This window comes from Streptomyces rapamycinicus NRRL 5491, assembly GCF_024298965.1.
Classification (GTDB): Bacteria; Actinomycetota; Actinomycetes; order Streptomycetales; family Streptomycetaceae; genus Streptomyces; species Streptomyces rapamycinicus.
The window spans coordinates 8,696,778-8,708,837 of record NZ_CP085193.1; the positions used below are offsets into that span (position 1 = coordinate 8,696,778).

Here is a 12,060-nt window from a genome sequence, read left to right on the forward strand (position 1 = left end):
GCCTTTGACGCGCGGGCGGGCCTCGACGCGCGGGTGGTCTTGACGCGCGGGCGAGTCTCAGCGCACAGGCGCGTCCGCGCGCTCGATCTTCTGGCTGCCCGCCTGGGTGCGGTACGACCGCGTCCAGGCGCTCGTGGCCTGCGGATCGGTCCGGTCGGAGACGGTGTAGTAGTCCATCTGGGCCCGCCGCGGGGTGACGTCGAGCACGCCGTAGCCGTGCGAGTCCATGTCCACCCACTTCACATGGCGGTTGGCGGCCCTGATCGCGGCGGCCGCCGCCAGGGACACCGTCTGTGGCGCCACATGCAGCAGGTCGTCGAGGTTGTCGGAGGTCACCGAGGTGACCACGAACTCGGTCGCGGCCGACCGGGAGAGCGGATAGGTGGCGGCCTTCACCGGTACGTCGTTGGCCCACGCCATATGGATGTCACCGGTGAGGAAGACCGTGTTGGCGATCCCGTGGTCGGTGAGGTGGGCGAGCAGCTCGCGCCGGTCGTCCGTATAGCCGTCCCACTGGTCGGTGTTGATGGCCAGCCCGCCCTTGGGCAGCCCCAGCAGCTCGGCGAGCGGGCCCAGCAGCTCGGCGGGGAGGGCCCCGAAGGCGACCGGTGAGATCATCACCGAGTTGCCCACCAGCCGCCAGGTGGTGTCCGAGGCGGTCAGGCCCGACTTCAGCCAGTCGAGCTGGGCGCGCCCGGTCAGGGTGCGCTCCGGGTCGTCCACGTCCCCGCTGCCGGTGGCCGCCTGCTGGGAGCGGAACGAGCGCAGATCGAGCAGATGGAGATCGGCGAGGCCGCCGTAGCGCAGCCGCCGGTAGGTGGTGCCCTGGGTGGAGGGGCGCACCGGCATCCACTCGAAGTACGCCTGCTTGGCGGCGGCCACCCGCTGGGCCCACGCCCCCTCGGTGCCCGGCGTGTGGTTCTCCGCCCCGCCGGACCAGGCGTCGTTGGCGAACTCGTGGTCGTCCCAGATCGCGATCAGGGGGAGCGCGGCGTGCAGCGCCTGGGCGTCGGGGTCGGTCTTGTAGTTCCCGTGCCGGACGCGGTAGTCGGCGAGCGTGACGATCTCGTGGGTGGGGGCGTGCGGACGGACGACGTCCTTCGCCTCCGGGTACTCGCCGCTCTTGTACTCGTAGATGTAGTCGCCCAGATGGAGTACCGCGTCCAGGTCGGTGCGGGCGGCCAGATGGCGGTACGGGGAGAACCAGCCCGCCTCCCAGTTGGCGCAGGAAACCACGCCGAAGCGCACCCCGTCGGGCGCCGCGTCGTGCGCGGGTGCGGTGCGGGTGCGGCCCACGGGGGAGCGGACGCCGCCGTCCACGCCGAAGCGGTAGACGTAGTCGGTGGCGGGCCGCAGCCCGCGCACATCGGCCTTGACGGTGTGGTCGGTGTCGGCGGCGGCCTTGACGGTGCCGTGGGCGACGACCGAGCGGAAGTCCCGGTCCTCGGCGACCTCCCAGGTCACCTCGACGGCGGGGCCCAGCCCCGAGCCGGGCACGGCGTCGGGGGCGGGCGTGATACGGGTCCACAGCAGGATCCCGTCGGGCAGCGGGTCGCCCGAGGCGACGCCGTGCAGGAAGGCGGGCCCGGAGGCGGCGGTGGCGGTGGGGCCCGGGACGAGGGACAGCAGGGCGGCGGCGGCCGCCGCGGCCGTGACGGCGCTTCGGCGCGATATGTGGAGGTCGGTCACGGCCGTGGAGATTACTGACAAGTAGCCCGCGGGGACAGGGGGCTTGGGGGATGTTCGCCCACCCGTCGCCGCCAGGTCACCGGCGCGCTGGTCGCCCGGTCACCGCCCGGGCCGCCGGGTCACCGCCACCGCCGTCGGGGCCACAACGCCGTCGGCGGGCGCACCCTGGGGCGCGCCCGCCGATCCGGCCGGGAAGAGCCGGACACTACTTCTTGAGCTCCTGCTTGACGAGCGGGGTGAACTGCTCCGGGGTCATCGGCGGGTTCTGGCCCACCATCAGCTTCTTCCCGTTCATCTTGAAGGACGGGGTGGCGTCGACGTCCTTGGTGTCGTTGAACGACTTGGACATGGCCAGCGCCCACCGGTCGTAGGTGCCGTTCTTCACGGCCTTCTCGAAGCCCGTGTTGCCCTTCAGCTCCTTGACCTGCTGGGCGACGTCGATCAGCTTCTGGTCGTCCGCGAAGGCGTCATCGGTCTCCTCCGGGTGGTTCTTCGGCGCGTACAGCGCCTCCTTGTAGTCCAGGAACGCCTGCGGGCTGACATTGAGGGCCGCGCCGAGCGCGCTCAGCGCGTTCTTCGAGCCGGCGCCGGGCTGCTGCTTGTTGTCGTCGAGGAAGGTGCCCATGGTGAACTGCGCCTTGTAGGTGCCGTCCTTGATGTCCTTGAGCACGGTCGGGCCGGTGAACTTCTCGAACTGGGCACAGACCGGGCAGCGCATGTCCTCGTAGACGTGCAGGGTGTTCTTGGCCTTCTTGTCGCCGATGACGACCGTCGTGCCCTGGGAGCCGGTGGCGTTGGCGGGCTTGGCGAACGTCTTCTTCTCGGCCGCCGCCCGCCACTTCTGGTTCGGGTTGTCCGAGCTCATGTTGGTGACGGCGTAGCCGATGCCGCCGGCTATCGCGAGGACCGCGACGACCGCGCCGCCGACGAACAGCTGGCGCCGCATCCGGTCCTTCTTGGCCTGGCGCTCGCGCTCGGCACGCAGCCGTTCGCGCGCGGCCTGCTTGTTCTGCTGGCTGTTGCGGTTGCTCATGATGGTTCGATCTCCGTGGGTGTGCGTCGTCAGTGATGCGTACGGGGGTGGGGAGCGCTGTGCTCAGGCAGCGGCCGAGCAGGGCGGTCCACGACGCACCACGGAGTGCACGAGGAGAGGGAGCGCAGGTGCCGGGCGCACCGGCCGTACGGGCCGCGGGGTCCGGCGGCGGGGCAGCGGGGCCGCCGCGTGGACCGCGACGGCCAGCAGCAGCGGCCGGAAGGCGAAGGCGGCCAGGGCGGCCAGCAGACGGCTCAGGGCGGCCTCGCCGCGCCGCAGCCAGGCCGAGGCGATCAGACCCACCGCGATATGCGCGGCGAGCAGCAGCCAGGGGGTGGCGGAGCTCACGGCCGCCGCCAGCGGGGTGGCGATGCCGTTCTGGGAGACCCCGGGCAGCGGACCGCCGAGGTCGCCCCCGCCACACAGCACGGTGACGCCCATGGTGCGCAGGGAGCCCGCCACCGGGCCACCGGACTGTCCGTAACACGCCTGCTGACCGGTGGTGAAGATCGTGTCGGCGGCCAGCTCCAGGGGGATCATGAGGGCCGCTATGGACCAGAAGCCCCGCTCCCGGCCCGCGAGGGCGTACGCGACGGCGAAGACGGCCACCGCGAGCGCGCCGACGGTGCCCAGCGGCAGCGGGGCCCGCGACAGCAGGACATGCGAAGCCGAGGACAGCGTGACGCACAGCGCCGTGAAGAGCGCCGCGCGCACTGCCCTCAGCTGCGGTCCGGTGCCGTCCATGACTTCGAATTCTGCCATGAACGGCTGTAGGGACCATGTGAAGAATCGGCCCGGCGCCCGGCTACCCGCCTGACCTGCTGGTTCACCCCTTGAGCTGCTTGTCCACCGCTTCCGTGAACTCCGTCGCGGTCGCGGGGGTGGAGCCGCCGCTGCCGGTCAGCTGGGAGCCGTCGAGCTTGACGGTGGGGGTGCCGCTCACCCCGGAGGCGTCGAAGTCGGCGATCACCTTCTTCGCCCAGGGGTCGTAGGTGCCCTCGCGCAGAGCCTCCCGGAAGGAGGCGTTCGTCTTGAGCGCGTACACCTCCTGCGAGACGGTCAGCAGCTGGTTGTCGTCGGCGTAGGAGTCCTTGCTCTCCTCGGGGTGGTTCTTCGGCGACATCAGGGCGGCCTTGTAGTCGAGGAAGGTGTCGGTGCTCACGTCCAGCGCCGCCCCGAGGGCGCTCAGGGCGTTCGCGGAGCCACTGCCGCCCATGGTCTTGTCGAGGATGGCGGTGAAGTGGAACGAGACCTTGTACTTGCCGGCCTTGATGTCCTTGGCGATGGTCGGCCCGACCGCCTGGTCGAAGGAGGCGCACGGCGGGCAGCGCAGGTCCTCGTAGACGTCGAGGGTGTGCTCGGCACCGGCCTCGCCGATCACCACGGTCGTTCCGCCCGGCCCGGAGCTGTGGGCGGGCGTGACGAGATCTCCCGGGCCCTCCGAGCCGCCGGAGCTGTCCGGGTCCCCGGAACCGCCCGAGCCCGGCGCTCCCGGCGGGCCCTGGACGACATCGTCCGACGAGCCGCCCCGGGAGCCCTGGTCGTCATCCGTGAACACGAGGACGCCCGCGACCACCGCGGCGGCGGCCGCCACCGCGATGACGGCCGTAAGGCCGCCCTTGCGCTGCCGGTCCGCCGGTGCGGGAGCGCCGCCCCAGGGCCCGCCGCCCGGCCCGGGCGGCGGGCCCTGGGGCGGCGGGGGAGCGGGAGGGAAGCCCGGAGGCTGATCCGGGGGCGGCGGATGACCCGGCTGCTGGTACGGATTCTGCTGCGGGTCTCGCTCGCCCCCCGGCGGCTGCTGTCCAGGCCACATGACAGACAACGATAGGGGGGCGAGCGCACCCCGGCCATGGCCGGGGTGACGATCAACGGCCCGGGGGCGCCCCCGGGAGGCGATCAGAGGCCGGGGATGCGGCCGTTGCGGAAGAGGTCCACGAAGATCTGGTGGTCGGCGCGGGCGCGGGCGCCGTAGGAGTGCGCGAAGTCCACCAGGAGCTCGGCGAAGCCGTCCTCGTCGGCGGCGATCACCGCGTCGATGGCTCGCTCGGTGGAGAACGGCACCAGCGAGTGGCCGCTCTGGTCGTCCGCGGCCGCGTGCATGGTGGCCGTGGCCCGGCCCAGGTCGGCCACGACCGCCGCGATCTCGGCCGGGTCGTCGATGTCGGACCAGTCCAGGTCCACCGCGTACGGCGACACCTCGGCGACCAGCTGCCCCGCCCCGTCCAGCTCGGTCCAGCCCAGCCACGGGTCGGCGTGGGCCTGGAGCGCGCGCTGGGAGATCACCGTGCGGTGGCCCTCGTGGTGGAAGTACGACCGCACCTGCTCATCGGTGATGTGCCGGGAGACCGCCGGGGTCTGCCCCTGCTTCATGTAGATCACCACATCGTTCTCCAGGGCGTCGCTGTTGCCCTCCAGAAGGATGTTGTACGAGGGGAGCCCGGCGCTGCCGATGCCGATGCCCCGGCGGCCCACCACGTCCTTGACGCGGTAGGAGTCCGGGCGCGAGAGACTGGACTCGGGGAGCGTCTCCAGATAGCCGTCGAAGGCGGCCAGCACCTTGTAGCGGGTGGCCGCGTCCAGCTCGATGGACCCGCCGCCGGCCGCGAAGCGGCGCTCGAAGTCGCGGATCTCGGTCATCGAGTCCAGCAGCCCGAAGCGGGTCAGCGAGCGGGCGTCGCGCAGCGCGTCCAGCAGCGGGCCCTCCGCGGTCTCCAGGGTGAAGGGCGGCACCTCGTCGTTCTTGGCGCCGGTGGCCAGGGCGTGGACGCGCTCGCGGTAGGCGCCGGCGTACGTCCGCACCAGCTCGGTGATCTTCTCGTCGCTGAGCGCCTTGGTGTAGCCGATGAGCGCCACGGAGGCGGCGAACCGCTTGAGGTCCCAGGTGAAGGGGCCGACGTACGCCTCGTCGAAGTCGTTCACATTGAAGATCAGCCGGCCGTTGGCGTCCATGTAGGTGCCGAAGTTCTCGGCGTGGAGGTCGCCGTGGATCCACACCCGGCTGGTGCGCTCGTCCAGGTACGGCCCGCCGGAGCGCTCCCGCTCCACATCGGAATAGAACAGGCAGGCGGTGCCGCGGTAGAACGCGAACGCCGAGGCGGCCATCTTCCGGAACTTGACGCGGAAGGCGGCCGGGTCGGCGGCGAGCAGCTCGCCGAAGGCGGTGTCGAATACGGCGAGGATGTGCTCGCCGCGCTGCTCCGCCTGGGTCTGCTGGGTCGACATCGCGGAACGCCTCCTGGGGCATGAGAGTGATGATCGGTGGTGCGGATACGACAGGGTATGTTCCGTCTCGCCGGGTGCGCGGGAAGTCCGGATGACCCGTCGGGATCAACGCCTGAGGCTACTCGCGAGTGCCCGGCTCTTGTCAGTGCGGAGGGGTAACCTTCGGAGCTGTCTCGCCGTGCCGTCATCGATTGTTCGCCGGAGGTCTTCCACCGTGACCAAGCCGCCCTTCACGCACCTGCATGTCCATACCCAGTACTCGCTGCTGGACGGTGCGGCGCGGCTCAAGGACATGTTCAACGCGTGCAATGAGATGGGCATGACCCACATCGCCATGACCGACCATGGCAACCTCCACGGCGCGTACGACTTCTATCAGCAGGCGACGGGCGCGGGGATCACCCCGATCATCGGCATCGAGGCGTATGTGGCCCCCGAGTCGCGGCGCTACAAGCGACGGGTGCAGTGGGGCCAGCCGCACCAGAAGCGCGATGACGTCTCCGGTTCCGGTGGTTACACCCACAAGACCATCTGGGCGTCGAACAAGACCGGTCTGCACAATCTCTTCCGGCTCTCCTCGGACGCCTATATGGAGGGCTACTTCGTCAAGTGGCCGCGGATGGACAAGGAGACCATCGCCCAGTGGTCCGAGGGCCTGATCGCCTCCACCGGCTGCCCCTCCGGCGAGCTCCAGACCCGGCTGCGGCTCGGCCAGTTCGACGAGGCCCTCAAGGCCGCCTCCGAGTACCAGGACATCTTCGGCAAGGAGCGGTACTTCCTGGAGCTGATGGACCACGGCATCGAGATCGAGCGCCGGGTCCGGGACGGGCTGCTGGAGATCGGCAAGAAGCTGGACATCCCGCCGCTGGTCACCAATGACTCGCACTACACCTACTCCCGCGAGTCCGTGGCCCACGACGCGCTGCTGTGCGTCCAGACCGGCAAGAACCTCTCCGACCCGGACCGCTTCCGCTTCGACGGCACCGGCTATTACCTGAAGTCGACCGACGAGATGTACGCCATCGACTCCTCGGACGCCTGGCAGGAGGGGTGCCGCAACACCCTCCTGGTGGCCGAGCAGATCGACAACGACGGCTGGTTCGAGAAGCGCGACCTGATGCCTCGGTTCGACGTGCCCGAGGGCTACACCGAGGTCACCTGGTTCCAGGAGGAGGTCCACAAGGGGATGGCCCGCCGCTTCCCCGGCGGCGTCCCCGAGGACCGCCAGAAGCTGGCCGAGTACGAGATGGACGTCATCATCCAGATGGGGTTCCCGGGCTACTTCCTCGTGGTCGCCGACTTCATCATGTGGGCCAAGAACAACGGCATCGCGGTCGGCCCCGGCCGAGGCTCCGCGGCCGGTTCGATCGTCTCGTACGCGATGGGCATCACCGACCTCGACCCGGTCGAGCACGGGCTGATCTTCGAGCGGTTCCTCAACCCCGAGCGTGTGTCCATGCCCGATGTCGACATCGACTTCGACGAGCGTCGGCGCGGTGAGGTGATCCGGTACGTCACCGAGAAATACGGCGCCGACAAGGTCGCCCAGATCGGCACGTACGGCACCATCAAGGCCAAGAACGCCATCAAGGACTCCGCCCGGGTGCTCGGCTATCCGTACGCGATGGGCGACCGCATCACCAAGGCCATGCCCGCCGACGTCCTCGGCAAGGGCATCCCGCTCTCCGGCATCACCGACGAGAAGCACCCCCGCTACAGCGAGGCGGGCGAGGTGCGCGGGATGTACGAGAACGAGCCGGATGTGAAGAAGGTCATCGACACCGCGCGCGGAATCGAGGGCCTGGTCCGGCAGATGGGCGTGCACGCGGCCGGCGTGATCATGTCCAGCGAGACGGTCACCGACCATGTGCCCGTCTTCTCGCCGAAGAACGACGGTCAGGTCGTGACCCAGTGGGACTATCCCACTTGTGAGTCGCTCGGCCTGCTGAAGATGGACTTCCTCGGCCTGCGCAACCTCACCATCATGGACGACGCCGTCAAGATGGTGCGCGCCAACAAGGGCGTCGACCTGAAGATGCTCGATCTGTCCCTGGACGACCCCAAGACCTTCGAACTGCTCTGCCGCGGTGACACCCTGGGCGTCTTCCAGTTCGACGGCGGCCCCATGCGCTCCCTGCTGCGCATGATGAAGCCCGACCACTTCGAGGACATTTCCGCCGTCTCGGCCCTCTACCGGCCGGGCCCGATGGGCATGAACTCGCACATCAACTACGCGCTGCGGAAGAACGGCCAGCAGGAGATCACCCCGATCCACCCCGAGCTGGAGGAGCCGCTCAAGGAGGTCCTGGGGATCACCTACGGCCTCATCGTGTACCAGGAGCAGGTGCAGAAGGCCGCCCAGGTGCTCGCGGGCTACTCGCTCGGACAGGCCGACCTGCTCCGCCGCGCGATGGGCAAGAAGAAGCAGGAGGTCCTCGACAAGGAGTTCGTGCCCTTCCAGAAGGGCTGCCGCGAGCGCGGTTACTCCGACGAGGCCATCCAGGCGGTGTGGGACGTCCTGGTCCCGTTCGCCGGATACGCGTTCAACAAGGCGCACTCCTCCGCGTACGGCCTGGTCACCTACTGGACCGCGTACCTCAAGGCCAACTACCCCGCCGAGTACATGGCGGCGCTGCTCACCTCGGTCCGCGACGACAAGGACAAGTCGGCGGTCTACCTGAACGAATGCCGCCGCATGGGCATCAAGGTGCTGCCGCCGAACGTCAATGAGTCCGAGGCCAACTTCACCGCCCAGGGTGATGATGTGATCCTCTTCGGTCTCACGGCGGTCCGTAACGTCGGTCAGAACGTGGTGGAGGCGATCATCCGCGGCCGCAAGGCCAAGGGGAAGTACACCTCGTTCCCGGACTACCTGGACAAGGTCGAGGCGGTCGTCTGCAACAAGCGCACCACCGAATCGCTGATCAAGGCGGGCGCCTTCGACGAGATGGGCCACACCCGTAAGGGGCTCACGGCGCACTACGAAGCCCTGATCGACAATGTGGTCGCGGTGAAGCGCAAGGAGGCCGAGGGGCAGTTCGACCTCTTCGGCGGCATGGGCGGCGACAGCGGGGACGGCGACGGGCCGGGCTTCGGGCTCGACGTCGAGTTCGCGGACGTCGAATGGGACAAGAGCTATCTGCTGGCCCAGGAGCGGGAGATGCTCGGCCTGTATGTCTCCGACCATCCGCTGTTCGGCATCGAGCATGTGCTGAACGAGAAGGCGGACGCCGCGATCTCCGCGCTCACCGGTGGTGAGCACGCGGACGGCGCGATCGTCACCATCGGCGGCATCATCTCCGGTCTCCAGCGCAAGATGACCAAACAGGGCAACGCCTGGGCCATCGCCACCGTGGAGGACCTGGCCGGCTCCATCGAGTGCATGTTCTTCCCGGCCACCTATCAGCTGGTCTCCACCCAGCTGATCGAGGACGTGGTTGTCTTCGTCAAGGGGCGGCTGGACAAGCGCGAGGACGTGCCCCGGCTGGTCGCCATGGAGCTGATGGTCCCCGATCTCTCCGAGGCGGGCGCCAACGCGCCCGTGACGATCACCATTCCCACGGTCAAGGTCACCCCGCCGCTGGTCGAGAAGCTGAGCGAGGTGCTCACCCACCACCGCGGCTCCACCGAGGTGCGGATCAAGCTCCAGGGGGCGCGGAAGACCACCGTGCTGCGGCTCGACCGGCACCGCGTCACCGCCGACCCGGCCCTCTTCGGCGACCTCAAGGTGCTGTTGGGGGCGTCCTGCCTGGCCGGGTGACCGCCCGGCCCTGACGAAGGCAGTGATCGCCCGGCCCCGGTGAAAGCAGTGATCGCCCGGCCCGGCGAAAGACGAAATCAGCGGTTCCGGCGAGAACGCACAAGGGGCGCGCCCGTGTCGGGCGCGCCCCTTGGGGCCATGTCACACGGCCTGCCACCGCGGTGGCCCAGCGCCGGTGCGCGGTGCGTCAGTTGTGGCCGAAGCTCTTCTGCCGGTCCTTGCGCGGCGTCGAGGGGCTGCCCTCCGACCGCATCGCCTGCGACTGCGCGTCCATCGAGGACTGCTGGTCGGCGGGGCGGTCGGCCATGCCGCGCTCCTGACGCCGCTCCTGCTGCTGCTTGCGATCGCGGTTCTTGTTCTTGCCCATGGTGGTGTTCCTCCAGTTGGGATCAGCCCCCCGGTGAAGGGCCCTCCGGGAGAACCTCTTCGGAGGAAGCCCTTCGGAAGAAGCCCTTCGGAAGAAGCCCTTCGGGAAGAACAGTGACATGCCGAGGTGACCCGTGCATTTCGGGCAATTACGGTGAGTGAGAAGGAGGGTCTTGGCGGGTAAGCCGTATCCGCCACGCCGGTGATCCAGTTCGGACTGATAACCCCCGCACGGTCGGGCAGACTCGAAGGAAAGCCGAAAGACCACATCCGGGGACGGCGGCTGTGCGCGGGGGGCGACCGAGGACTGGATTCGTCAGGGAAGAGGGTGGAACGTGGACCGCTGCGTCGTCCTGGTGGACGCCGGGTACCTGCTGGGCGCCGCCGCGAGCCTGCTGGCCGGAGAGCCCGCCCGATCGCGTATTTCCGTCGACCACGCGACCCTCATCCAGGGCCTGCGGGAGCGGGCCGAGGCCGAGACCGAGCGCCCGCTGCTGCGGATCTACTGGTTCGACGGCGCCCCCGACCGCGTACCCCAGCCCGAGCACCGGCGGCTGCGGGTGATGCCCCGGGTGACCGTGCGGCTCGGCGCGCTCACCCGCAGCGACGGCCGCTGGGCCCAGAAGGGCGTGGACGCCGCCATGCACGCCGAGCTCACCGAGCTCGCCCGCAACCGGGCCTGCTCCGACATCGTCCTCGTCACCGGCGACGGGGATCTGCTGCCCGGGCTGATGTCGGCCAAGGAGCACGGCGTCGCCGTCCACCTCTGGGCAGTACAGGCCGCCGACGGCGACTACAACCAGTCCGAGGACCTCGTGGCCGAGGCCGATGAGCGCCGTGTCCTGGACCGCGCCTGGATCACCCGGGCGGTGCGCGCCAAGGAGCTTCCCGGGCCCTGTGCGCCCGTCTCCGAGCCGCGCCCGGAGATCGCGGCCATTCTCTCCGCCCCGCTGCCGGAGACCGCCGCGGCTGCCGCTGCCGCTGCCGCCGCGGCGGCAGCGCCCGGCGCGGCGGAGGCGGCACCCGGCCGCAACGGCGCCGCCCGGCCCGGCACCGATGTGACCGGCCCGGCCGCCGCCCCCGGCCGTCCCGCCGCCACGGCCGCCGAGGCGGGTGCGGACGCCGCGGCAGGGGCCGCGGCCAAGGGCGTGCCCACCCCCAAGGACCTCGCCGACCTCGGCCGCGGCCCCGCTGGCCCCGCCGGGCCCGGCGGCCAGGGGGACCGGCAGCCGGCCGGTGCCACGCTGCGCTGGTCCTCCGACAAGGGCTGGATCGACCGGGGCCCCGGCTCCGCCGGGGTGGGGGAGCCGCCGGAGACCGCCAACCTCCCCATGCTGGCCCAGCTCACCAGCGCCGAACAGCGCTGGGCCGACCGCGAGGAGGACATCACCGCGGTCAGCGGAGACCCGTTCGAGGTCGGCCAGGTCTTCGCCCGCCGCTGGACCGACCGGCTCGCCGATTCGGTCCACCTCCAGCAGCTCTCCACGGAGTACCCCCGCATCCCGCACCGCATCGACGGTGAACTACTGCGCTACGCGGCCCGCTTCGGGCTGCTGGCCCACAAGGACGATCAGATCGACGAGCACGACCGCTATGCGATCCGGGCGGGCTTCTGGCGCGAGATCGACCTCCGCTCGGCGGCGGAACACGCCCAGACCGGCGGCTAGGGGTCACCCGGCGAGCCTTGACGCCTGCGGCGAGCTGCTCCCCTCCCCGCCCCTTCCCGAAACCGGGGCTTCGCCCCAGACCCCGAAACCGGGGCTTCGCCCCAGACCCCGAAACCGGGGCTTCGCCCCAGACCCCGAAACCGGGGCTTCGCCCCAGACCCCGAAACCGGGGCTTCGCCCCAGACCCCGGGACCGGGGCTCCGCCCCAAGACCCCGGGACCGGGGCTTCGCCCCAGACCCCGGGACCGGGGCTCCGCCCCAAGACCCCGTAACTGGGGCTTCGTCCCAGGCCCCGGGCCGGGCTTCGTCCCAGGCCCTGGGTC

8 protein-coding genes are annotated in these 12,060 nt (G+C 70.3%); 2 read left to right on the forward strand and 6 right to left on the reverse strand.

Going from position 1 to position 12,060, the window contains the following annotated elements; all coding sequences use genetic code 11:
• Nucleotides 1-57 precede the first annotated feature (57 nt).
• From LIV37_RS36515 to LIV37_RS36535, 5 genes are all read right to left on the reverse strand, one after another.
• Nucleotides 58-1,689 (reverse strand): alkaline phosphatase D family protein, encoded by a 1,632-nt coding sequence (locus LIV37_RS36515; protein WP_020872088.1) that lies wholly within the window; start codon nucleotides 1,687-1,689, stop codon nucleotides 58-60.
• Between the two features lie 205 nt (nucleotides 1,690-1,894).
• Nucleotides 1,895-2,722, reverse strand: a complete 828-nt coding sequence (locus tag LIV37_RS36520; RefSeq protein WP_020872089.1) for a thioredoxin domain-containing protein — start codon at nucleotides 2,720-2,722, stop codon at nucleotides 1,895-1,897.
• Nucleotides 2,723-2,785: 63 nt separating this feature from the next.
• Nucleotides 2,786-3,484: a hypothetical protein gene (locus LIV37_RS36525; RefSeq protein ID WP_020872090.1), complete on the reverse strand. Its 699-nt coding sequence runs from the start codon at nucleotides 3,482-3,484 to the stop codon at nucleotides 2,786-2,788.
• Nucleotides 3,485-3,548: 64 nt separating this feature from the next.
• A complete protein-coding gene (locus LIV37_RS36530) occupies nucleotides 3,549-4,535 on the reverse strand; it encodes a thioredoxin domain-containing protein (protein WP_121824087.1) in 987 nt (328 codons plus the stop codon).
• Between the two features lie 83 nt (nucleotides 4,536-4,618).
• Nucleotides 4,619-5,944: a DUF2252 domain-containing protein gene (locus LIV37_RS36535; protein ID WP_020872092.1), complete on the reverse strand. Its 1,326-nt coding sequence runs from the start codon at nucleotides 5,942-5,944 to the stop codon at nucleotides 4,619-4,621.
• 214 nt (nucleotides 5,945-6,158) lie between these two features.
• Between LIV37_RS36535 and dnaE the strand changes: the two genes are divergently transcribed.
• Nucleotides 6,159-9,704, forward strand: coding sequence for a DNA polymerase III subunit alpha (gene dnaE / locus LIV37_RS36540; protein ID WP_020872093.1), 3,546 nt, complete (start codon nucleotides 6,159-6,161; stop codon nucleotides 9,702-9,704).
• Nucleotides 9,705-9,891: 187 nt separating this feature from the next.
• On the opposite strand, the gene LIV37_RS36545 is transcribed toward dnaE, so the two are convergent.
• Complete coding sequence (locus LIV37_RS36545; RefSeq protein ID WP_020872094.1) at nucleotides 9,892-10,071, reverse strand: hypothetical protein; 180 nt, start codon at nucleotides 10,069-10,071, stop codon at nucleotides 9,892-9,894.
• Nucleotides 10,072-10,405: 334 nt separating this feature from the next.
• Here LIV37_RS36545 and LIV37_RS36550 point away from each other — a divergent pair, with 334 nt between their 5' ends.
• Nucleotides 10,406-11,737: an NYN domain-containing protein gene (locus tag LIV37_RS36550; protein ID WP_121824086.1), complete on the forward strand. Its 1,332-nt coding sequence runs from the start codon at nucleotides 10,406-10,408 to the stop codon at nucleotides 11,735-11,737.
• Nucleotides 11,738-12,060: the final 323 nt, after the last annotated feature.

What these genes read in the sequence shown, in the direction of transcription:
- LIV37_RS36520 (WP_020872089.1), bottom strand. Translation starts at nt 2,722, where the DNA reads ATGAGCAACCGCAACAGCCAGCAGAACAAGCAGGCCGCGCGCGAACGG.
- LIV37_RS36525 (WP_020872090.1), bottom strand. Translation starts at nt 3,484, where the DNA reads ATGGCAGAATTCGAAGTCATGGACGGCACCGGACCGCAGCTGAGGGCA.
- LIV37_RS36530 (WP_121824087.1), bottom strand. Translation starts at nt 4,535, where the DNA reads ATGTGGCCTGGACAGCAGCCGCCGGGGGGCGAGCGAGACCCGCAGCAG.
- LIV37_RS36535 (WP_020872092.1), bottom strand. Translation starts at nt 5,944, where the DNA reads ATGTCGACCCAGCAGACCCAGGCGGAGCAGCGCGGCGAGCACATCCTC.
- LIV37_RS36545 (WP_020872094.1), bottom strand. Translation starts at nt 10,071, where the DNA reads ATGGGCAAGAACAAGAACCGCGATCGCAAGCAGCAGCAGGAGCGGCGT.